General features: G+C 70.9%; 24 protein-coding genes and 1 pseudogene. 11 read left to right on the top strand and 14 right to left on the bottom strand.

Annotated elements, in window-relative coordinates; translation table 11 throughout:
* Nucleotides 1-8 precede the first annotated feature (8 nt).
* A complete protein-coding gene (locus ABZ937_RS33645) occupies nucleotides 9-638 on the top strand; it encodes a TetR/AcrR family transcriptional regulator (protein ID WP_361697434.1) in 630 nt (209 codons plus the stop codon).
* Nucleotides 639-960: 322 nt separating this feature from the next.
* Entirely contained in the window at nucleotides 961-2,436 is a 1,476-nt protein-coding gene (locus tag ABZ937_RS33640) for a PAS domain-containing sensor histidine kinase (protein ID WP_361697431.1), read from the top strand.
* A 195-nt stretch (nucleotides 2,437-2,631) separates the two neighbouring features.
* Here ABZ937_RS33640 and ABZ937_RS33635 read toward each other — a convergent pair whose 3' ends face one another.
* Together ABZ937_RS33635 and ABZ937_RS33630 are read right to left on the bottom strand one after the other, a co-directional pair.
* On the bottom strand, nucleotides 2,632-2,889 hold the full coding sequence (locus tag ABZ937_RS33635) for a WhiB family transcriptional regulator (RefSeq protein ID WP_003992873.1): 258 nt from the start codon (nucleotides 2,887-2,889) through the stop codon (nucleotides 2,632-2,634).
* Between the two features lie 322 nt (nucleotides 2,890-3,211).
* Nucleotides 3,212-4,180: a diacylglycerol kinase family protein gene (locus tag ABZ937_RS33630; RefSeq protein ID WP_361697429.1), complete on the bottom strand. Its 969-nt coding sequence runs from the start codon at nucleotides 4,178-4,180 to the stop codon at nucleotides 3,212-3,214.
* A gap of 134 nt (nucleotides 4,181-4,314) precedes the next feature.
* Between ABZ937_RS33630 and ABZ937_RS33625 the strand changes: the two genes are divergently transcribed.
* Complete coding sequence (locus tag ABZ937_RS33625; protein ID WP_361697427.1) at nucleotides 4,315-4,767, top strand: hypothetical protein; 453 nt, start codon at nucleotides 4,315-4,317, stop codon at nucleotides 4,765-4,767.
* 43 nt (nucleotides 4,768-4,810) lie between these two features.
* On the opposite strand, the gene ABZ937_RS33620 is transcribed toward ABZ937_RS33625, so the two are convergent.
* The 3 genes from ABZ937_RS33620 to ABZ937_RS33610 form a co-directional block, all read right to left on the bottom strand.
* Nucleotides 4,811-5,923 carry an RNA polymerase sigma factor SigF gene (locus ABZ937_RS33620; RefSeq protein WP_361697425.1) on the bottom strand — a complete coding sequence of 371 codons (1,113 nt, stop codon included), beginning with the start codon at nucleotides 5,921-5,923 and terminating at the stop codon, nucleotides 4,811-4,813.
* Between the two features lie 17 nt (nucleotides 5,924-5,940).
* A complete protein-coding gene (locus ABZ937_RS33615; protein ID WP_009190566.1) occupies nucleotides 5,941-6,357 on the bottom strand; it encodes an anti-sigma regulatory factor in 417 nt (138 codons plus the stop codon).
* 298 nt (nucleotides 6,358-6,655) lie between these two features.
* The gene (locus ABZ937_RS33610) at nucleotides 6,656-6,916 is read right to left on the bottom strand and encodes a UBP-type zinc finger domain-containing protein (RefSeq protein WP_361697423.1); all 261 of its coding nucleotides are present in this window, start codon (nucleotides 6,914-6,916) and stop codon (nucleotides 6,656-6,658) included.
* Nucleotides 6,917-6,978: 62 nt separating this feature from the next.
* Here ABZ937_RS33610 and ABZ937_RS33605 point away from each other — a divergent pair, with 62 nt between their 5' ends.
* Nucleotides 6,979-8,562: a Na+/H+ antiporter gene (locus ABZ937_RS33605; RefSeq protein WP_361697421.1), complete on the top strand. Its 1,584-nt coding sequence runs from the start codon at nucleotides 6,979-6,981 to the stop codon at nucleotides 8,560-8,562.
* 35 nt (nucleotides 8,563-8,597) lie between these two features.
* On the opposite strand, the gene ABZ937_RS33600 is transcribed toward ABZ937_RS33605, so the two are convergent.
* A complete protein-coding gene (locus ABZ937_RS33600; protein ID WP_361697419.1) occupies nucleotides 8,598-9,518 on the bottom strand; it encodes a pyridoxal-phosphate dependent enzyme in 921 nt (306 codons plus the stop codon).
* Between the two features lie 51 nt (nucleotides 9,519-9,569).
* Nucleotides 9,570-10,163 (bottom strand): N-acetylmuramoyl-L-alanine amidase, encoded by a 594-nt coding sequence (locus ABZ937_RS33595; protein WP_361697417.1) that lies wholly within the window; start codon nucleotides 10,161-10,163, stop codon nucleotides 9,570-9,572.
* Between the two features lie 307 nt (nucleotides 10,164-10,470).
* Between ABZ937_RS33595 and ABZ937_RS33590 the strand changes: the two genes are divergently transcribed.
* The 5 genes from ABZ937_RS33590 to ABZ937_RS33570 all read left to right on the top strand — a co-directional run bounded on the left by ABZ937_RS33590 (nucleotide 10,471) and on the right by ABZ937_RS33570 (nucleotide 14,701).
* Complete coding sequence (locus tag ABZ937_RS33590) at nucleotides 10,471-11,877, top strand: family 2B encapsulin nanocompartment shell protein (protein WP_361697415.1); 1,407 nt, start codon at nucleotides 10,471-10,473, stop codon at nucleotides 11,875-11,877.
* Between the two features lie 112 nt (nucleotides 11,878-11,989).
* Nucleotides 11,990-13,135, top strand: coding sequence for a family 2 encapsulin nanocompartment cargo protein polyprenyl transferase (locus ABZ937_RS33585; RefSeq protein WP_361697413.1), 1,146 nt, complete (start codon nucleotides 11,990-11,992; stop codon nucleotides 13,133-13,135).
* Between the two features lie 322 nt (nucleotides 13,136-13,457).
* Nucleotides 13,458-14,042 (top strand): dihydrofolate reductase family protein, encoded by a 585-nt coding sequence (locus ABZ937_RS33580; RefSeq protein WP_361697411.1) that lies wholly within the window; start codon nucleotides 13,458-13,460, stop codon nucleotides 14,040-14,042.
* 26 nt (nucleotides 14,043-14,068) lie between these two features.
* On the top strand, nucleotides 14,069-14,359 hold the full coding sequence (locus ABZ937_RS33575) for a hypothetical protein (RefSeq protein ID WP_361697409.1): 291 nt from the start codon (nucleotides 14,069-14,071) through the stop codon (nucleotides 14,357-14,359).
* A gap of 9 nt (nucleotides 14,360-14,368) precedes the next feature.
* Nucleotides 14,369-14,701, top strand: coding sequence for a DUF952 domain-containing protein (locus ABZ937_RS33570; protein ID WP_361697407.1), 333 nt, complete (start codon nucleotides 14,369-14,371; stop codon nucleotides 14,699-14,701).
* Here ABZ937_RS33570 and ABZ937_RS33565 read toward each other — a convergent pair.
* From ABZ937_RS33565 to sodN, 4 genes and pseudogenes are all read right to left on the bottom strand, one after another.
* Nucleotides 14,701-15,426 (bottom strand): annotated as a pseudogene (locus ABZ937_RS33565) (VOC family protein); the annotation flags it as partial. The gene ABZ937_RS33570 and the pseudogene ABZ937_RS33565 overlap by 1 nt on opposite strands.
* A 57-nt stretch (nucleotides 15,427-15,483) precedes the next feature.
* The gene (locus ABZ937_RS33560) at nucleotides 15,484-15,900 is read right to left on the bottom strand and encodes a VOC family protein (RefSeq protein ID WP_361697405.1); all 417 of its coding nucleotides are present in this window, start codon (nucleotides 15,898-15,900) and stop codon (nucleotides 15,484-15,486) included.
* Nucleotides 15,901-15,934: 34 nt separating this feature from the next.
* On the bottom strand, nucleotides 15,935-16,288 hold the full coding sequence (locus tag ABZ937_RS33555; RefSeq protein WP_361697460.1) for a helix-turn-helix transcriptional regulator: 354 nt from the start codon (nucleotides 16,286-16,288) through the stop codon (nucleotides 15,935-15,937).
* A 189-nt stretch (nucleotides 16,289-16,477) separates the two neighbouring features.
* Nucleotides 16,478-16,873, bottom strand: a complete 396-nt coding sequence (gene sodN, locus ABZ937_RS33550; protein WP_004983535.1) for a superoxide dismutase, Ni — start codon at nucleotides 16,871-16,873, stop codon at nucleotides 16,478-16,480.
* Nucleotides 16,874-17,018: 145 nt separating this feature from the next.
* Here sodN and sodX point away from each other — a divergent pair, with 145 nt between their 5' ends.
* Nucleotides 17,019-17,453, top strand: a complete 435-nt coding sequence (gene sodX / locus ABZ937_RS33545) for a nickel-type superoxide dismutase maturation protease (RefSeq protein ID WP_361697458.1) — start codon at nucleotides 17,019-17,021, stop codon at nucleotides 17,451-17,453.
* Here the strand turns inward: sodX and ABZ937_RS33540 are convergent.
* Nucleotides 17,357-17,986 (bottom strand): CGNR zinc finger domain-containing protein, encoded by a 630-nt coding sequence (locus ABZ937_RS33540; protein WP_361697403.1) that lies wholly within the window; start codon nucleotides 17,984-17,986, stop codon nucleotides 17,357-17,359. The two genes, sodX and ABZ937_RS33540, sit on opposite strands and share 97 nt — an antisense overlap.
* A gap of 99 nt (nucleotides 17,987-18,085) precedes the next feature.
* Here ABZ937_RS33540 and ABZ937_RS33535 point away from each other — a divergent pair, with 99 nt between their 5' ends.
* The gene (locus ABZ937_RS33535) at nucleotides 18,086-18,844 is read left to right on the top strand and encodes a class I SAM-dependent methyltransferase (protein ID WP_361697401.1); all 759 of its coding nucleotides are present in this window, start codon (nucleotides 18,086-18,088) and stop codon (nucleotides 18,842-18,844) included.
* Between the two features lie 64 nt (nucleotides 18,845-18,908).
* Here the strand turns inward: ABZ937_RS33535 and ABZ937_RS33530 are convergent, their stop codons facing one another.
* Together ABZ937_RS33530 and ABZ937_RS33525 are read right to left on the bottom strand one after the other, a co-directional pair.
* Entirely contained in the window at nucleotides 18,909-19,661 is a 753-nt protein-coding gene (locus tag ABZ937_RS33530; protein ID WP_361697456.1) for an amino acid ABC transporter ATP-binding protein, read from the bottom strand.
* 50 nt (nucleotides 19,662-19,711) lie between these two features.
* Nucleotides 19,712-20,647, bottom strand: coding sequence for an amino acid ABC transporter permease (locus ABZ937_RS33525; RefSeq protein ID WP_361697399.1), 936 nt, complete (start codon nucleotides 20,645-20,647; stop codon nucleotides 19,712-19,714).
* Nucleotides 20,648-20,673 lie beyond the last annotated feature (26 nt).

The following is a 20,673-nucleotide window of genomic DNA, read 5'->3' as shown; positions in this document are numbered from 1 at the left end:
TAGTCCCCATGGCGACGGGTCAGGACACACGGACACAGGGCGGCGCGGGCCGGACGCGGGGCCGGCCGCGCTCCTTCGACCGGGCCACAGCGCTGGAGAAGGCGCTGCTGGCCTTCTGGGAACACGGATACGAGGCCACCTCGGTCTCCGACCTCACCCGGATCATGGGCATCGGCGCCCCCAGTCTGTACGCGGCATTCGGTGACAAGCGGACCCTGTTCGACGAGGTCGTCCGGGTCTACACCGGGACGCACGGTGCCTTCGGCGACCGCGCCCTGACCGAAGAGCCCACGGCCCGCCAGGGCGTCGCGCGCATGCTCCGCGAGGCCGCCGCCGAGTACACGGACCCGGACCACCCCTACGGCTGCCTGATCATCCACGCCGCCACCAACTGCACGAGTCCCGAGGTCGAGGCGCTGCTGCGCGAGCTGCGCAACGCCAACATCGCCAACCTCGCATCCCGGATCCGGGCGGACGTCGCGGCCGGGCTGCTGCCGGCCGGCACCGACGCCGCCGCCCTCGCCCGGCACGCCGGTGCGGTGCTCCAGGGCATGTCCCAGCAGGCACGCGACGGCGCGCGCCGGGAGGAACTGGAAGCACTCGCGGAAATTGCCATGGACATCTGGCCCCACGACTGACCCGGTCGGGCTAGGCTGCGTGGCATCGCGTGCCGGTGCCCCCGCGGTCCGGGCGCTTCCTCACCATGGACACGCCATCGTGGTCTAGTCCACAATCGAGAAGAACAAGCCTCCGTCTTCCCCGCACAGGAAGGCGGATCGAGGAACCGGCGCTCTCTGCCCTGACTGCCCCGGCTCCTCGGCTTCGGCCGACCGGGACCGCACACCCCGCGGCCGATGATGCTCCGGGCTGCGGTGCCGGGAGGGTTGAGGGTCCCTTCCAGGCGCCGCGGCCCGCGGGTGTTTTTCGGCCACCCGCGCCCCCCCGGGTACGCTCGCAGACGTGCCCTCCATGAACGAACTCGTACGCCAGCACACCGCTCTCGACGACTCCGATCTCGAGTGGCTCCACCTGCTGGTCTCGGAGTGGCAGCTGCTCTCCGACCTCTCCTTCGCCGACCTGGTGCTCTGGGTCCCCACCCGGGACGGCACCCGGTACGTCTCGGTCGCCCAGATGCGCCCGAACACCGGCCCGACCTCCTACCAGGACGACATGGTCGGCCACCTGGTCCCGCGCGGCCGGCGGCCCATGCTGGACGCGGCGCTGGACGAGGGCCGGATCGTGCGCGAGGGCGACCCGGAGTGGCGCGAAGAGGTCCCCGTACGGGTCGAGTCCATCCCCGTACGACGTGAGGGGCGGGTCCTCGGCGTGATCGCCCGGAACACCAACCTGCTCACCGTGCGTACCCCGAGCCGCCTGGAGCTGACCTACCTCCAGAGCGCCTCCGACCTCGCCCAGATGATCGCGGCCGGCTCCTTCCCCTTCCCCGACCAGCAGGTCGACATGGACGCCTCCCCGCGCGTCGGCGACGGCCTGATCCGGCTGGACGCGGACGGCATCGTCCAGTACGCCTCCCCGAACGCCCTGTCCGCCTACCACCGGCTCGGTCTGGCCGCCGACCTGGTCGGCCACCACCTCGGGCAGACCACCGCGGAACTCGCCCCCACCCGGGGCCCGGTGGACGAGGCGCTCGCCAAGGTGGCCAGCGGCTGGGCCCCGCGCGAGTTCGAGATCGAGGCCCACGACGGCGTCATCCAGTTCCGGGCGATCCCGCTCAAACCCAAGGGGACGCGCATCGGTTCGCTCGTGCTGCTCCGGGACGTCACCGAACTGCGGCGCCGCGAACGCGAGTTGATCACCAAGGACGCCACCATCCGGGAGATCCACCACCGGGTGAAGAACAACCTCCAGACGGTCGCCGCCCTGCTCCGGCTCCAGGCCCGGCGCATCGAGTCCGAGCGCGGCCGGGAGGCCCTGGAGGAGGCCGTGCGACGGGTCGGCTCCATCGCCATCGTGCATGAGACGCTGTCTCAGAACCTGGACGAGCGGGTGGAGTTCGACGACATCGCCGACCGGGTGCTGGCCATGGTGGCCGAGATCTCGCCCGGCAAGGTGACCGGCCGGCGCAGCGGACGGTTCGGCATACTCGACGCCGAGGTGGCCACCCCGCTGTCCATGGTCCTCACCGAGATCCTGCAGAACGCCCTGGAGCACGGCTTCCGCGAGGGTGACACCGGCACGGTCGAGGTCTCCGCGGTGCGTGGCGGCACCACCAAGGAGGCCCGGCTGCTGGTCACCGTCCAGGACGACGGTGTCGGACTGCCCGAGGGCTTCGACCCGCACCGCTCGGGCAACCTCGGCCTGCAGATCGTACGGACGCTGGTGGAGGGCGAGTTGGGCGGGTCGTTCGACATGGTGCCGGCGCCGGAGCGGGGCACCCGGGTGATCCTCGACATCCCGGTGCGTGCGCAGAAGTAGGCAACCGCCGTGCCGTGAAAGTGCTTGGGCACAGCAAAAAGCCCCGGACCACGACTGGTCCGAGGCTTGTGCTCGTTGCTGCTCTGCTAAATCGCTAGCGGCATCGGGGGATACTGCGCGCTGCGGCTCGGGGGCGGGAGATGCGCACGTGCTGTGCGCGCCGCCAAGCTCAGGCTGTCAGCAGGGGTGGGTGTGTCAGGCGGAGGCCTGACGAGCCCGGTTGCGGGCGGCGCGGCGCTTCATGGCGCGGCGCTCGTCCTCGCTGAGACCACCCCAGACGCCGGAGTCCTGGCCGGACTCAAGCGCCCACTGCAGACACTGCTCGATCACCGGGCAGCGACGGCAGACGGCCTTGGCTTCCTCGATCTGCAGCAGCGCAGGACCGGTGTTGCCGATGGGGAAGAAGAGCTCGGGGTCTTCCTCGCGGCAAACGGCGTTGTGACGCCAGTCCATGGCTGCTACCTCTCCTTGGTATTACATGCAAGTTGCTTGTGAATGTGAACGCTTTCACGAATCCCTCAACAAGTGAAGGGCCGACCGCCGAGTCTTCACCCGGCGGGGTCCTGTGGTTTGAAGAGGGGTTCCGGTGATCAGTGGAGGCCGGTGTTGCGGGCCGTCCCGATCGCCACGTAGAGACTCGCAAACCTCAGCGGCGGATACAACCCCTTCCGGAAAGTTTTTTTTGATTCCTCGGTGTCGACTAGGTCACAGCCGTACTTCCATGGGGTGGATCCTGGCCTAAACGTTCGAGTGAAAGGACTTTCGCCCGTTCCGCTCACACAATCACACGCAGTGCACGGCGTACGCCTGTGAACGTCACGCTCGTACGCAGCCCGAGGTGGTCACCGTCCATCTGCAGGGGCAGAGGCACCTTCGAATGCAAGGTGAACTGGTCCAAGTCGTGCAGGGAGACCGCATGCTTGCCGTGCGGGCCACGCTCGGGGGACGAAGTGAGCAACTGGGTGCCATACCGGGCAACCGCGGCCGTGGACAGACGGCTGAGACCGAGCACGTCGATGCCGGTATCGAACGAGGCCTTAGGCGACGTGTACATGGGGCGATTGCCGAGATACGTCCAAGGGGACGTGTTCGAGACTATGGCTACGACAAGATCCTCGATCGGGTCCGCGCCCGGCTGTTCGAGCGTGATCGTGCCGTGCCGGCGGTTCGGCTCGCCGAGGAACTGCCGGACCACCTGACGGACGTAGAGCGCGTGCGTCGACTTCTTTCCGCGCTCGCGCTGCTGCTCGACCCGGCCCACCACGCCCGCGTCGAAGCCGAGCCCGGCGTTGAAGGTGAACCAGCGGGCCGGCACCGCCTCGTCCTCGCTGCCCGGCGGGCCCGAGGTCAGCCCGAGCCCGACGATCCGCTCGGTGCCGTCGCGCAGCGCGTCCAGCAGCGCACCGGTGGCCTCGACGGGATCGTTGGGCAGCCCCAGGGCGCGGGCGAAGACGTTGGTGGAACCGCCGGGGACGACGGCCAGGCCGGGCAGGCGGTCAGGATCCGGGCCCGCGTACAGGAGGCCGTTGACGACCTCGTTGACCGTGCCGTCGCCGCCGAGGGCCACCACCAGGTCGATGTCGTCGCTCTCCGCCGCCTGCCGGCCGAGGTCGCGCGCATGGCCGCGGTACTCGGTGGTGACCGCCTCCAGCTTCATCTCGCTCGCCAGCGCGTGGATCAGGACGTCACGTCTACGTGCGCTTGTGGTGGTTGCTGCCGGATTGACCACGAGAAGTGCACGCATGCATGGCAGCGTACCTACTGGGGGGTACTCGGCCCAGACCGAGGTAGGGATCCGGTAAGAGGCGGGGGCGTGAGCCTGGACACTCGGACGCGGGGCGCGGCGGGGCGCTCCGGGGGCGGGGCTACCCTGCTGGGGTGAGCAGCAAGCAGAATCCCGCCTCCGACACCGCCGAAGCAGCCGCAGCCGAAGGGCCGCGCCCGCGCCGGCTGACGTACGCGGCGACGCTGGCCGCGCTGGAGGGTGCCGCGCTGCTGGCCGGCGGCCTGTGGGTGCTCGTCCGAGGGCTCACCGGCGACCCGGACGACCGGCAGCAGGCCGTGACTCTCGGGATCACCCTGGTCGTCCTCGCGCTGCTGCCGCTGCTGGCCGCGCGCGGGCTGCTGCTGCGGCGCGGCTGGAGCCGGGGCCCCGCGGTGATCACCCAGGTCATGGCCCTTCCGGTGGCCTACAACCTGCTCCAGGCCGACAGCATGGCCATCCCGGCCGGCATCGCCCTCGCGGTGGTCGCCGTCGCGGCGCTGGTGCTGCTCGTCAACGGCGAGACGACCCGGGCCCTCGGGATCAAGGGACCGGGCCGGGCCGAGTAGGCACACAGGGCAAGGCCGCCGGGCGGGGCTCGCCGGATACGGCTCACTCCTCCACGAGGAGCTTCTCCCGCAGCTGGGCCAGTGTGCGGGCCAGCAGCCGGGAGACGTGCATCTGGGAGATGCCGACCTCCTGCGCGATCTGCGACTGGGTCATGTTCCCGAAGAAGCGCAGCAGCAGGATCCGCTTCTCACGCGGCGGCAGGTCCTCCAGCAGCGGCTTGAGGGACTCGCGGTACTCCACGCCCTCCAGCGCCTCGTCCTCGGCGCCCAGGGTGTCGGCGACCGCCGGCGACTCGTCGTCCGTGTCGGGCACGTCCAGGGACAGCGTGGAGTACGCGTTCGCGGACTCCAGGCCCTCCAGGACCTCCTCCTCGGAGATGGCGAGCTTCTCGGCCAGCTCGTGGACCGTCGGGGAGCGGCCGTGCAGCTGGGACAGCTCGGCCGTCGCGGTGGTCAGCGCGAGCCGCAGCTCCTGCAGCCGGCGCGGCACGCGGACCGCCCAGCCCTTGTCGCGGAAGTGCCGCTTGATCTCGCCGACGACGGTCGGAGTGGCGTACGTGGAGAACTCCACGCCGCGCTCGGGGTCGAACCGGTCGACGGACTTGATCAGGCCGATCGTGGCGACCTGGGTGAGGTCGTCCAGCGGCTCGCCGCGGTTGCGGAACCGGCGCGCCAGGTGCTCCACGAGCGGCAGGTGCATACGGACCAGCTGGTTGCGCAGCTCCGCGTACTCCGGGCTGCCCTCGCGCAGCTCGCGAAGCTCGACGAACATCGCCCGCGCTCCGCTGCGGTCCTGGGCGTCGTGCTGTGCGGCCTGCACGGCCTCCGTGCCCAGCGCGTCGTCCTCGGCGTTTCGCTCGTGCTCGCTCATCGTCCCGCCCGTAGCCCTTCCCCGAGCCCTCGCCCCCGTGTGGGCGGCGGATCCGGTGCCGCCGCGTGCCTCCGGTGGCGCGCCCTGTCCGGCACCGTCACCGTCGACCCGCGCGGAGTCGCCCTCCGGGTGCGACCTGGCCTGCTCGGGGATGCCGTCGATGCCGTCCGCCATGCGCCGGGAACCCGCCCGGGGGCCTGCCCCGGAGGTCTCGGCGCTGTCTGACCAAGGGGCACCCCCGTCCCCGGTCGGCAGCTCCCGTGTGCCGCGCTCTTCGTCCCGCACCGGCTAGTCCCCGTTCCTCACGCCGGCCCGGGGCCGGCGCCACGCTGTTTGTAGAGGCTGATCGACACCGTCTTGTCCTCGTCCACGGCGGACGAGACCTTGCCCGCGAGGGCCGACAGCACGGTCCAGGCGAAGGTGTCCCGCGAGGGGGCGTGGCCGTCCGTGGTCGGGGCCGAGACCGTGACCTCCAGCGAGTCGTCGACCAGCCGGAAGACACAGCTGAGCACGGAGCCGGGCACGGCCTGCTGGAGCAGGATCGCGCAGGCCTCGTCCACGGCGATGCGCAGGTCCTCGATCTCGTCCAGGGTGAAGTCCAAGCGGGCCGCCAGACCGGCCGTGGCCGTCCGCAGCACCGACAGGTAGGCACCCGCGGCCGGCAGCCTGACTTCCACGAAGTCCTGGTTCGCCGCGGGTTCGCCTGCGATCTGGGACACCCTCACCTCCATGGTGGTACAAGCTTTACGGGGCCGAGGGTCGCCCCCCGGGGTAACGCGTACGTGGTTCAAGCGGTGACGCTATCGCGCTCCGAACATTCCTGTCCCCGGGACCCCAACCCCCTGGCGTCACTCACAGTAAAGCTGTGGATACGCTCCGTGTCTAGAGGGTTTGCGGGCCCAAATGGGAAGAGCGCGCGCCGGGTTGACGTACCCAGGCGTCACATGCTCGAACCGTCGTGCGGCAGCCGCCGCATGCAGTGTCACACGAGAAGGCGGTCGGGCGGGACTTTCCCGCTCAGACGAGCACGTGGTCGACGAAGCACCACCGCCAGTCCTCGCCGGGCTCGAAGGTCCGCATCACCGGGTGACCGGACGTCGTGTGGTGCTCCGTCGCGTGCCGTCCCGGCGAGGAGTCGCAGCAGCCGATGTGTCCACAGGTGAGGCACAGCCGCAGCTGCACCGGGTGGGTGCCGTCGCGCCGGCACTCCGGACAGGTCTTGTCGAGCGGCTCCGGTTCCGGGTGCGGCAGCGCGGCGGCGTGCGTGCACTGTTTCATGATTGCCAGATTACGACGGGTGTGCGGGTGGCCGCGCGGAAAAACGAGGGTGGGCGAGGACCATGGACGTGATGCCCCTGCTGTTGCTGGTGGCGGGCAGTGCGGCGGTGGCCGCGGCGGCCAGGCGCACCCCCGCGCCGGCGCCCCTGCTGCTGGTCGCGGTCGGCCTCGCGGTCTCGTACATCCCCGGGGTGCCGTCGTACACCCTCGATCCGCACATCGTCCTGCCGCTGCTGCTGCCCCCGCTGCTGTACACCTCGGCGACCGACAGCTCCTACCTCGACCTGCGGGCGCAGCTGCGGCCGGTGGCGCTGCTCTCGGTGGGCTACGTGCTCTTCGCGACCTTCGTCGTCGGCTGGGCCGCCTACCTGCTCGTCCCCGGGCTGTCGCTGCCCGCCGCGCTGGTGCTGGGCGCGGTGGTGGCGCCGCCGGACGCGGTGGCCGCCACGGCGGTCGCGCGCCGGGTCGGCCTGCCCTCCCGGATCACCACGATCCTCCAGGGGGAGTCCCTGCTGAACGACGCCACGGCGATCACCGCCTACAAGGTGGCGCTCGGCGCCGCCGTCGGCGCGGGGGCCACCTGGGCGGGCGGGATCGGCGAGTTCGCGCTCGCCGCGGTCGGCGGTGTCGGGGTCGGTCTCGTCCTCATGGCGCCCCTGCACTGGCTGCGCACACACCTGACCGAGCCGCTCCTGCAGAACACGCTCTCGCTGCTCATCCCGTTCGTCGCCTACGGAGTCGCCGAGCAGGCGCACGCCTCCGGGGTGCTCGCGGTCGTGGTCGTCGCCCTCTACCTGGGCCACCGCGCGTGGGAGGTCGACTTCGCCACCAGGCTCCAGGAGGAGGCGGTGTGGAAGATGGTCGCCTTCGTGCTGGAGTCCGCGGTGTTCGCCCTGATCGGTCTGCAGCTGCCGATCGTCCTCAAACGGCTCGGCGAGTACGAGGGCGTCTCCGCCGCCTGGTACGCGGTGGCCGTCTTCCTGGTCGTGGTGGTGGCCCGGTTCGTCTGGGTCTACCCGGCCACCTTCCTGCCGCGGCTGCTGTCGGCGCGCATCCGGGAGCGCGAGGAGAACCCCACCTGGCGGGGCGCGATGGTCACCTCGTGGGCCGGCATGCGCGGTGTCGTGTCCCTGGCCATCGCCTTCGCCATCCCGTCGACCATGGCCGCGGGCCCCCGCAACCTGATCCTCTTCCTGACCTTCACCACCGTCATCGGCACGCTCGTGGTCCAGGGGGTGACGCTGCCGCCGCTGATCCGGCTGCTGAAGTTCCCCGGCCGCGACCGGCAGGCCGAGACGCTCGCCGAGGCCAACGCCCAGGCGCAGGCCTCGCGGGCCGCGGAGGCCCTGCTCGACGAACTCCTCTCCGACGAGCGCAACGCCCTGCCTCCGCCGCTCGCCGACCGGCTGCGCATGGTCCTGGAGCGCCGCCGCAACGCGGTCTGGGAGCGGCTCGGCCAGGTCAACCCGATCACCGGCGAGTCCGTGGACGACACCTACCGCCGGCTGTCCCGCGAGATGATCAGCGCCGAACGCGAGGTCTTCGTCAGGCTCCGTGACCACCGCTACATCGACGACGAGATGCTGCGCGCGCTGCTGAAACGCCTGGACCTGGAGGAGGCGGCGGCCTTCCGGGAGGCCGGCTAGGCCCCGCGACGCCGGGATGATCCAAACGACAGGGCCTAGGGTTCCGGGGCGGCTGCCGGGGGCTCCGGGAACGGTCGTCCGGTGACGACGGCGGCGATCGTCGTCCCGCGCGCGAAGGCGTCCTCTTCCGCGAGGGTGACGAGTCCGTACAGCATCTTGGCGACATAGAGACGCTCCACGGGCAGCGCGTGCCGCTGCTCGAAGTCCTGTGCGAACACGTCCAGTGCGGGCGTCGTACGGGCGTAACCACCGCAGTGGAAGCGGTCGTCCAGGGCCCAGGCGCCGCTGCGGGCCCCGAAGGCACGTTCCTGCAGGGCCTGTACGTCCGCTTCCAGGAAGCCGCCCTTCAGGACCGGTATCCCGAGGGCGCGCTGCCCGGCCGCCAGCCCGGCGGCGAGTCCGGCGAGCGTTCCGCCGGTGCCGCAGGCGACCGCGACGACGTCGGCGTGACCGCGCAGCTCCTCGCCGAGGGCCCGGCAGCCGCGTACGGCCTCGGCGTTGCTGCCGCCTTCGGGGACGACGTACGCCTCCTCGGCGCCGGCCGCGCGCAGGATCGCGGCCAGCGTCTCCGGTTCGCCCTTGCGGCGATATGTCGATCTGTCGATGAAGTGCAGCCGCATGCCGTCGGCCGCGCACCGGGCCAGGGACGGGTTGAGCGGGCGGTCGGCCAGCTCCTGGCCGCGGACCACGCCCGTGGTCGGCAGGCCCAGCAGCCGGCCGGCGGCGGCGGTGGCGCGCAGATGGTTGGAGTAGGCCCCGCCGAACGTGACCAGGGCGCGGCCCTGCGCCGCCGCGATGTTCGGCACCAGCTTGCGCCACTTGTTGCCGATCAGCTCCGGGTGGATGAGATCGTCCCGCTTGAGCAGCAGCCGAAGCCCGCGGCGCTCGAACCGGCCGTCCCGCACCTCGTGGAGAGGGGAGGGAAGGCGGGGGCGGAGGGAGTTCGGGCCGGTCACGGCTTCATTGTCGCCCGGTGCGCCCGGAGACGGCCCGCGCCCCCGGCGGCGCTACCCCTTCAGCCGCTCGGCGACCCGTTCCCTGAGCCACTGCATCGTGAAGCCACGGGGGTCCACCTTGCCCGGCTGCCACTCCAGGTGGCCGATGACCGATCTCTCGGTCCAGCCGTGCACGCGGCACACCGCTGCGGCGGCCCGCTCGATCGCCTCCAGCTGCTCCTGCGGCCACGGGTCCTCCCCGTCGCCGAGGTTCTCGCACTCGAAGCCGTAGAAGTGCCGGTTGCCGTCGGTGTTCGCCTCGTTGTCCGGCGGCAGCCCCTTCTCGGCGATCACGGCGCGCAGCACCTCGTCGTCGCCGAGCCCGGCGTGGTTGGCGCGGCCGTAGCCGACCAGATGGACCCTGCCGTCCTTGGTGATCACGCCGTGGCACAGCGGCCCCGGCAGGTCCGGGTAGCCGTCGCGGCACAGCTCCACCGTGTGTTCGCTGCCCTTGGTCACCGTGTGGTGGATCATCACGCCGTGGACAGGGCCCCAGGGGCCCTTGTGATTGCGGTTGTGGTCCTGCCAGTCGCCGACCTCGACGACCGTGACGCCCTCCGCCCGAAGCGCGTCCAGGAATGCGCTCGCCGACATGGGTGGGGCCATGCCCGACTCCTTCGTGCCGTGCCCGTCCGGCCGCCGCTCGCGGCCGTCTGTCCTGCCTGCTTCTACCGAAACCGGACGTCCCGGAACACATCGTTCGTACGTTGTGCGAGCCGATCCGGACAGACGGCACCGACCATGACGGCCGGGCGAGGGTCGAGCGAGGTCCCTCTTTGTGCCCGCTGATCCGATGATCCATTCCCGCTCTTTCGGGTAATGGCGCGCGTACGCACCGTGCTGGAAGGCTCGGGTACGAGACCGGTGCCCGGTGCGAGTTCGGCACCGGGCATACATGGGAGGGCATTTCCTTATGTCGGTAGGCGAAGAGGTCCGCACGGAGCAGGGCAAGCCGCAGCAGTCCCTCGGGACGGCGGCGGCGCGGAACCTGGCCACCACCACCAAGTCCGTTCCACAGATGCAGGAGATCAGCTCCCGCTGGCTGCTGCGCACGCTCCCCTGGGTGGACGTCCAGGGCGGCACTTACCGGGTGAACAGGCGATTGACGTACGCCGTCGGCGACGGCCGCATCACTTTTGTGAAGACCGGCGACCAGGTCGAGGTCATCCCCGCCGAACTGGGCGAGTTGCCGGCCCTGCGGTCGTACGAGGACGAGGAGGTGCTGACCGAGCTGGCCCGGCGCTGCCGTCAGCGCGACTTCGCACCGGGTGAGGTGATCGCCGATTTCGGTAACCAGACGAACGAGGTCTATCTGCTGGCCCACGGCCGGGTGGAGAAGATCGGCACGGGCCCGTACGGCGACGACGCCGTCCTCGGGGTCCTCGCCGACGGCGCCTACTTCGGTGACCAGGCACTGCTCGACCCCGAGGCGATCTGGGAGTACACCGTCCGCGCGGACACCGCGACCACGGTCCTGATTCTCAGCCGCCAGGACTTCGAGCAGATCGCGGAGCGCTCCGACTCGCTGCGCGCGCACCTCGAACAGCTCCGCGCGCTCCCCGAGCAGCGGACCAACAAGTACGGCGAGAAGGAGGTCGAGCTGGCGGCCGGCCACTCCGGCGAGCCCGACATCCCGCACACCTTCGTGGACTACGAGGCACGGCCCCGCGAGTACGAGCTGAGCATCGCGCAGACCGTGCTGCGCATCCACACGCGCGTGGCCGACCTCTACAACCAGCCGATGAACCAGACCGAGCAGCAGCTGCGGCTCACGGTCGAGGCGCTGAAGGAGCGCCAGGAGCACGAGCTGGTCAACAACCCGGAGTTCGGCCTGCTCAGCAACTGCGAGTACGACCAGCGGATCCAGCCGCACGAGGGCGTGCCGAGCCCGGACGACCTGGACGAGCTGCTCAGCCGCCGTCGGGGCACCAAGCTGCTGCTGGCCCACCCGCGCGCGATCGCCGCGATCGGACGCGAGCTGAACAAGCGGGGACTCGTCCCGGAGACGATCGACATCGCCGGCAACCGCATCCCCACCTGGCGCGGGGTGCCGATCTACCCGTGCAACAAGATCCCGATCAGCGAGGCCCGTACGACCTCCATCATCGCCATGCGTACCGGCGAGTCCGAGCAGGGCGTCATCGGCCTCAGGCAGTCCGGCATCCCGGACGAGATCGAGCCGAGCCTGTCCGTCCGTTTCATGGGCATCAACGAACAGGCCATCATCAAGTACCTGGTGACGGCCTACTACTCGGCCGCCGTCCTGGTGCCCGACGCGCTCGGCGTGCTGGAGAACGTCGAGATCGGCCGGTGGAGGTGACGTTTCCGCACGTCGCGGCCGTGTCCCCGCCCGCCGGGGCGGGTAGGCCCTCGGGGTACGCGTCCGGCCGGGCCGGTGACGCCGGCCCTCGCGGACCTGTCGAGGGGGAGGCATGGCCGAGTTCATGACGGAGACCGACGAGCGTTCCCCCGGTGTGCCGTACGCCGGCACACCGGGGGAACCACCGGAGGGGACCGGGGACGCCGCCACCGGTCCGATCGACGGGCAGGAGGCGGCGGCACTGCTGGAGCGCACCCGGGAGCTGGTCGACCCGGAGTTGCGCGCGGCCGTCGAGTCGCTGCCCGGCGCCATGCGCCGGATCGGGCTCTATCACTTCGGCTGGCAGCACACCGACGGCACGCCTGCGGCGGACAACGCGGGCAAGGCGATAAGGCCGGCGCTCGTGCTGGCGGCTGCCGCCGCGCTCGGCGGGCCGGCGGCGCGGGCGGCGGCCGTCCCGGCGGCAGCGGCGGTCGAACTGGTCCACAACTTCACGCTGTTGCACGACGACGTGATGGACCGGGACACCACCCGCCGGCACCGGCCGACGGCCTGGAGCGTGTTCGGTGTGGCCGACGCCATCCTCGCCGGTGACGCCCTTCAGGCGCTGGCGCTGCGGCTGCTCGCCGCGGACCCGCACCCGGCCTCCGCCCCGGCCGCGGCCCGGCTCACGGCCTGTGTCGTGGAGCTGTGCGAGGGCCAGCACCTGGACACCGGCCTGGAGCAGTGCGCGCCGGACGCGGTCACCCTGGACGAGGTGCTCGCCATGGCCGAGGCCAAGACCGGCGCCCTGCTGGGCTGTGCCTGCGCGCTCGGAGCGCTGTACGCGGGCGCCGGCGAGGACGAGGTGGCCGCGCTGGACGGCTTCGGCCGCCAGGCCGGGCTCGCCTTCCAGCTGATCGACGACGTCATCGGCATATGGGGAGACCCGCGGCGCACCGGCAAGCCGGCCGGCGCGGATCTCGTCGCGCGCAAGAAGTCCCTGCCGGTGGTGGCGGCGCTCACCTCCGGAACCCCGGCGGCGGACGAACTGGCCGCGCTGTACGGGAAGCCGTACCTCAAGGAGGAGGCGGACGCCGGGGAGATCGCGCGTACGGCGCTGGCGGTGGAGCGGGCCGGCGGCCGGGACTGGGCGCAGGCCGAGGCGGCCGACCGGATGGCCCGGGCCATGCAGGAGCTGGCCCGAGCGGTCCCCGACCCGGAGGCGGCGGGCGGTCTGCTGGCGCTCGCCGAGTTCGTCACCCGGCGCACCAACTGAGGGAACCGGCGCGCTAAGGACACGCGCACCGGCTGAGGGCCGCCGGTCCGGCGGCCGGGAAGGACCCCGGAGTCCCCGGGCCCGTGCGGCTCCTGACCCCGCGCGGGCATCGGGGGCTCCGGCCAGGCGGCCCCGCACATCCCCACGGCGTGCGGGGCCCCGCTCTGTCCGGGCCCACCCACCGGAAACCCGCTGTCCGAACCTGACCCCGAAAGACCCTTGCACCACGACGCCTGGAGTACTACAAATGAACCACTACAGACGGAGCGGTCCGATGGACGGCCGCCCCGGTCGTTCCCCACCTCGACGAAAAGAGAACGGCTTGCGCAAGCTCACGTACTACATCGCCTGCTCGATCGACGGCTTCATCGGTGACGAGCACGGCGACGCCACCGCGATGTACCGCTTCGCGGAGGAGGAGTACTTCGGCTACATGGCGGCGGAGTTCCCGGAGACCCTGCCCACCCACTTCCGCCGGGCGATCGGCATCGACCACATGGAGAACAAGCGGTTCGACACGATCATCCAGGGCCGGGGCAGCTACGAGATCGCCCTCAAGGAGGGCATCACCAGCCCCTACGGCCACCTGCGCGAATACGTCGCCTCCCGCAGCCTCGGCGCCTCGCCCGACCCGAACGTCGAGATCATCGCCGACGACCTGGTCGGCCGGGTCCGCGCGCTGAAGGCGGAGGACGGCGGGCTGGGCATCTATCTGTGCGGCGGTTCGCAGGTCGCCGGAGCGCTGCTCGACGAGATCGACGAACTCGTGATCAAGACCTACCCCCTTGTCTACGGCAGGGGCATGCCCATGTTCGGCGGCGGTCTGGACCTCAAGGAGTTCACCCTGGACTCCGTGCGCACCTTCGGCAACGGCGTGCTGGTGCGGACGTACGGCAGGAAGCGCTGAGGCCGCCGCCCCTCTACCCTGAGGGCATGGGCAGCGAGCAACCGGTCTGTCCCGTCTGCGGACAGAGCGTCGAAACGGTCGTCAAGCGGCACAAGACCCTGGGCGCCTGGGTGCCGGTCTGGGGCGCCGGCCCGTGCCGCAACCCGGACTGCCCGGCCAACGCCGACACCGGCCGACCCGCCGACTCGGGCCGACCGGCCGCCTCCGACCGGCCGACCGGCTCCGTCCGACCCGCCGACTCCGGCCGGTCCGCCGGGGAGTCGCCGCAGCCGGGCGGCAGCGGTCCGGAGAACCCGTCGGCGGCCGGGGCACCGTAGCGTGGGCGCATGCCGAAACTTCCGTACATCCTGCACATCACCGAGCGCTCCCTGTGGGAGACGGCGCGCGAGCGCGGTGCCTACGAACTGTCCACCCGGGGCCGCACCCTTCAGGAGGAGGGCTTCATCCACTGCTCCACCCGGGAGCAGCTCCCGCGCATCGCCGACTTCCTCTACGGCGGCTACGACGGCCCGGACGAACTGGTCGTGCTGGTCGTGGACCCGGCCCTGGTCGGGGCGCCGGTGCGGTACGAGTCCGCCGAGCCGGGCGGGGAGGAGTTCCCGCACGTGTACGGGCCCGTACCGGTCGAGGCGGTGGTGGACGTCGAGACCTGGGGCTGAGGCAGCCCGCCCGTCTCCGGATCGCGGCCGGTCAGGCAGTAGACGCCGCCGGCCGGGTCGCGCATCACGGTCCAGTGGGAGCCCTCGCTCACGAGCACGGCACCCAGCTCCTCGTGCCGCGCGCGGACGGCGGCGATGTCCGCGCAGGCGACGTCGAGGTGAGCGGAGGCCGGGCGCTCCTCGTCGAGCCGCTGGAGCAGCAGTCGGACGGGGAAGCCCGCCGGAGGCGGCAGCACGGTGAACTCCGGCCGGGAACCCGGCTGTCGCTCCCACCCGGTCAGCTCGGTCCAGAAGGCGGTCTCGGTGTCGTACCGGGACGGCGGGATGTCGAGGCACACCTGGTCCAGCCGGCTGCCGGACACCACCGGCGGCCGTACCGACTCACCGTGCCAGGGCACGGCGCAGAACAACTGGCCTCCGGGTGAGCGCAGTACGACCCAGTCGCCGTGGTCCGCCACGACAGCGGCGCCGAGCCGGCGGGCGAGTGCGGTCAACTCCCGTACGTCCTCGGCGCACAGGTCGATGTGGGCGCCGCCGTGCCCCTCGGTGACGCCCTGGAGCTTCACGCTCGGGTCCGCTCCCTCGGGCAGCAGCGTCACGAACTCGCCGTCCGTGCCGCGGAACTCGGACAGCCGGGTACCGGTGGCGGCGGTCCAGAAGGCGCAGGCGTCGGCGAACTGTGCGGCGGGGCGGTCGGCGAAGGCGTACGTCCAGCGGATCGTCATGCGGCGAGTCTGCGGGTGGGTCCTCCCGGTGATCAAGCGCTTTGCGGGGCGGGGAGGTCAGCCCGCGGGGCGTTCGATGAAGCGGAGCTGGTTGCCCGCCGGGTCCCGGAAGGCGCAGTCGCGCACCCCGTACGGCTGGTCCGTCGGCTCCTGCAGGACGTCGGCGCCGGACTCCCGTACCCGCTCGTACAGCGCGTCGCAGTCCTCGGTGGTGAAGATGACCCCGCGCAGCAGGCCCTTGGCGAGAAGTTCGTTGAGCGCCTGCTTGTCGGCGGGGGAGGCGTCCGGGCTCGCGTCCGGCGGCTCCAGGACGATCTCCACGTCCGGCTGGAGCGGAGAACCCAGGGTCACCCAGCGCATCCCCTCGAAGCCCACGTCGTTGCGGATCTCCAGACCGAGCACATCGCGGTAGAAGGAGATGGCCTTGTCATGGTCGTCCACGGCGATGAAACATTGCGCGAGTTTCACGTCCATGGACTCACCCTAGAACCGACGGGCGGGCCACGCCTCAGTACGGGCGGCGGCGCGGCCGGGTCAGCCGCCGGGCCACGCAGGACGGGATCACCGCGCTCTCCTCGTGATCGCGGGCGCGGTAGGCGCTCGGCGTCTCGCCCACCAGTTCGGTGAACCGGGAGCTGAAGGAACCGAGCGAGGTGCAGCCGACGGCGAGGCACACCTCGGTCACGGTGAGATCGCCCCGGCGCAGCAGCGCCTTGGCCCGCTCGACCCGCCGGGTCATCAGATAGCTGTACGGCGTCTCCCCGAACGCCTTGCGGAAGCTGCGCTGGAAGTGGCCCGGGGACATCAGGGCGTCACGGGCGAGCACGGTCATGTCGAGAGGCTCGGCGTACTCGCGGTCCATGCGGTCGCGCACCCGCCGCAGCCGTCTCAGGTCCTCCAGGGCGGTCACCCGCTCAGCTTGGCACAGGAGCACACGGCGGAGCCCCCGAAGCCGCGAGAGCGGCCCACCCGGGTTCCGGGTGGGCCGCTCTTCCGTGGCCCTGGCCTGCGGCCGAAGCGGTCGCAGGCGACGGGAGCAAGGGGCCTGGGATCAGGCCTTCTTGGTCTCCCAGAAGATCTTGTCGATCTGGGCGATGTAGTCGAGCGCCTTCTGGCCCGTCGCCGGGTCCGTGGACGCCTTGGCGGCCGAGAGGGCCTTCAGGGTGTCGTTGACCAGCTGGTGCAGCTCCGGGTACTTCTCGAAGTGCGGGGGCTTGAAGTAGTCGCTCCAGAGGACGGAGACGTGGTGCTTCGCCAGCTCCGCGCGCTGCTCCTTGATGACGGTGGCGCGTGCCTGGAAGTGGGGGTCGTCATTGCCGGCCATCTTTTCCTGGACGGCCTTCACCGACTCCGCCTCGATGCGGGCCTGGGCCGGGTCGTACACGCCGCAGGGCAGGTCGCAGTGGGCGCTGACCTTGACCTTGGGGGCAAACAGGCGGGAAAGCATGGAGCATTCCTTCCTCGTGATCGTCTTCTCAGGTGCGACATTACTCCCTGGGGAAGGCGATTTCTCGGGTGCCCCCTAGGGCTTAGGACAAAAGTCCAGGGTCAGACTGAGACTGGTGGAGGAACGGACCGGGGAGGTGCCGGGGATGCCGGAGCTGTCACAGGAGACCGAACGGGGGAGGGCCGGGGCGCCCTTCGGGATCGCGGAGGTGACGGGTCCGTCCATGGTGCCCACGCTGCACCACGGGGATCAGCTGCTCGTGCGGTACGGGGGTGCGGTCCGGCCCGGTGACGTCGTGGTGCTGCGTCACCCGTTCCAGCAGGACCTGCTGGTCGTCAAGCGTGCCGTGGAGCGGCGCGAGGGCGGCTGGTGGGTGCTCGGGGACAACCCGTACGCGGGCGGGGACAGCACGGACTACGGGGTGGTGCCCGAGGAGCTGATCCTCGGCAAGGCGTGGTTCCGGTACCGGCCGGCCAGGGCCGGTCAGCGGTCGCCGCTCGCGCTGCTGCGCTGGGCGTTCTCGGCGGCGAGGCCGCTGCTGCCCGACCGGTCGGCCTCCAGGCGCTTGCGGGCCCGGTAGGCGGCCACGTTGGCGCGGGTGGCGCAGCGGTCCGAGCAGTAGCGCCGGGAGCGGTTGGTGGAGGTGTCCAGGTAGGCGTTGCGGCACGGGGGCGCCTGGCACAGGCCGAGGCGGTCCACGCCGTACTCCGTGAGGTGGAAGGCCAGGCCCATCGCCGCGATCGCCGCGTAGCCGGCGGTGGCGTTGGAGGGGTGGTCGGCCAGGTGCATGTGCCACAGGGGGCGGCCGTCCTCGTCCCGGTAGTCGTGCCCGGAGATCTGCGGCGACACCGGGAACTCCAGGAGCAGGGAGTTCAGCAGGTCCACGGCCAGCGTCTCGTCGCCCTTGTCGGCTGCCTCGAAGACCGCGCGCAGCCGGGCCCGGACCGAGCGGAAGCGGGTGACGTCGGCGTCGGTGGCGCGGCGGCCGGCCGACGCGTTGACGCCGAAGAGGTCGCGGACGGCCTCGACCGTGGTCAGGGTGTCCTTGCCCCGGGCCGGCTCCTCGGTGTTGACGAGGCGTACGGCGTAATCCGAGTAATAGGCCAGTTCCACTTGTAGTCCTTACGAGGGCGTCTTATCGTCGTGTCTGCGGTCGGGTAACAGCCGGTCGTGCTTCCAGGGTATTACGCGAACGAGGGGAGTAGGTGTTCCATGACCACGAGTGCCGGAACCGACTGGGCAGCCTGGCAGGAGAGCTGGGACCGGCAGCAGGAGTGGTACATGCCGGACCGCGAGGACCGCTTCCGGATCATGCTCGACATGGTCGAGGCATTCGTCGGGACGGCCCCGCGCGTGCTCGACCTCGCCTGCGGCACCGGCAGCATCACCGCCCGGCTGCTCGGCCGCTTCCCCACGGCCGCCAGCACCGGAGTCGACCTCGACCCGGCGCTGCTCGCCATCGCGCACGGCACCTTCGAGGGCGACGACCGGGTCTCCTTCGTCACCGCCGACCTCAAGGACCCCGACTGGCCGGCGAAGCTGCCGTACGACTCCTACGACGCCGTCCTGACCGCCACGGCCCTGCACTGGCTGCACAGCGAACCCCTCGCGGCCCTCTACGGTCAGGTCGCGGAGCTGGTCCGCGACGGCGGTGTCTTCATGAACGCGGACCACATGATCGATGACAGCACGCCCCGGATCAACGCGGCCGAGCGCGTCCAGCGCCGCGCCCGCATGGATCAGGCCAAGCGGGACGGCGCCCTGGACTGGGCCGAGTGGTGGCAGCTGGCGGCGCAGGACCCGGTCCTCGCCGAGCCCACCGCCCGCCGCTTCGAGATCTACGGCGAACACGCGGACGGGGACACTCCGTCGGCGGCATGGCATGCGCGCACGCTGAGGGAGCGGGGATTCGGCGAGGCCCGGCCGGTGTGGTGCTCGCCGTCGGACACCCTGCTGCTGGCGCTGAAGTGAGCCCGGCATGAGCGAGAGGGGCGGTACGGAAGACCCGTACCGCCCCTCTCGCTTCGGCGGGGTGTCAGAGAACCTTCGACAGGAACGACTGCGTCCGCTCGTGCTGCGGGTTCGTCAGGACGTCTCTCGGGTGGCCGGATTCGACCACCACGCCGCCGTCCATGAAGACCAGGCTGTCGCCCACCTCGCGGGCGAAGCCCATCTCATGGGTGACGACGACCATGGTCATACCGGACTCGGCGAGGTCCCGCATGACGTCCAGGACGTCACCGACCAGCTCCGGGTCCAGGGCCGAGGTCGGCTCGTCGAACAGCATCAGCTTCGGGTCCATGGCCAGCGCGCGGGCGATCGCCACGCGCTGCTGCTGGCCGCCGGACAGCTGGGAGGGGTAGTGCCCGGCCCGGTCGGCCAGGCCCACGCGCTCCAGCAGCTGCATGGCGCGCTCCTTGGCCTGCGTCCGGCCGACGCCCCGCACCTGCACCGGCGCCTCCATGACGTTCTCCAGGGCCGTCATGTGCGGGAACAGGTTGAAGCGCTGGAAGACCATCCCGATGTCGCGGCGCTTCATGGCGACCTCGCGGTCGCGCAGCTCGTACAGCTTCTCGCCCTGCTGGCGGTAGCCGACCAGCTCGCCGTCGACGTACAGCCGGCCCGCGTTGACCTTCTCCAGGTGGTTGATGCACCGCAGGAAGGTCGACTTGCCGGAGCCGGAGGGGCCGATGAGGCAGAACACCTCGCCCGGCTTCACCTCCAGGTCGATGCCCTTGAGCACCTCGACGTGGCCGAAGGACTTGTGGACGCCCTCCGCCTTCACCATCGGGACGGTGCGCTGCGGCGGGGTGTCCTGCGTCTTGCTCAGCTTGTCGGTCATGCCATGCCTCCCTTGGGCCGGCCCAGGGAGAGCATGTTGGTCTTCACCCTCTGCCACGGCGTCGGTGGCAGCTGGCGGCTGGAGCCGCGGGCGTAGTAGCGCTCGATGTAGTACTGGCCCACGCTCAGCACCGAGGTCATGATCAGGTACCAGGCCGCGGCGAGGAAGTACATCTCCACCGGGGCACCGGAGTTCTGGCCGATGTCCTGGGCGTAGCGGAACAGCTCGGGATACTGGACGGCCGCCACGAGCGAGGTCGTCTTCAGCATGTTGATCACTTCGTTGCCCGTCGGCGGCACGATCACGCGCATCGCCTGCGGGATGATCACCCTGCGCAGTGTCTTGCTGTGGCTCATGCCGAGCGCGTGCGCCGCCTCGGTCTGGCCCTCGTCCACCGCGAGCAGGCCGGCCCGGCAGATCTCGGCCATGTACGCCGCCTCGTTCAGACCCAGGCCGAGCAACGCCGTCAGCAACGGCGTCATGAAGTTCGACCACTCGTCCTTGTAGAGGGGCATCAGGTTGATGTAGTGGAAGACCAGGCCCAGGTTGAACCAGAGGAACAGCTGGACCAGGACCGGGGTGCCGCGGAAGAACCAGATGTAGAACCAGGCGATGGACGAGGTCACCGGGTTCTTCGACAGCCGCATCACCGCGAGGAGGATGCCGCCGACGATGCCGATCAGCATCGAGAGGACCGTCAGCAGCAGCGTCTTGTAGACGCCGGTCATGATCCGGTCGTCGAAGAAGTAGTCGGGAACGGCCTGCCAGTTGATCTCGCCCTGGCCGAACGCGTAGATGATCGCGGCGAAGAGCGCGATCGCGATGACGGCGGCGGCGTACCGCCCGTAGTGCCGGACCGGGATGGCCTTGATGGCCTCGGCGCCGGCCGGGGGCGTGTCCGTCGGCCCCGCCGTCTTGTCGATGTCAGTCACGGGTATTGCCTCTCAGTGGCCGCTTC

This window comes from Streptomyces sp. NPDC046727 (genome assembly GCF_040645635.1).
GTDB lineage: Bacteria > Actinomycetota > Actinomycetes > Streptomycetales > Streptomycetaceae > Streptomyces.
The sequence above is the reverse complement of the archived record's forward strand: the minus strand, read 5'-3'. Positions and strand labels throughout refer to the sequence as shown.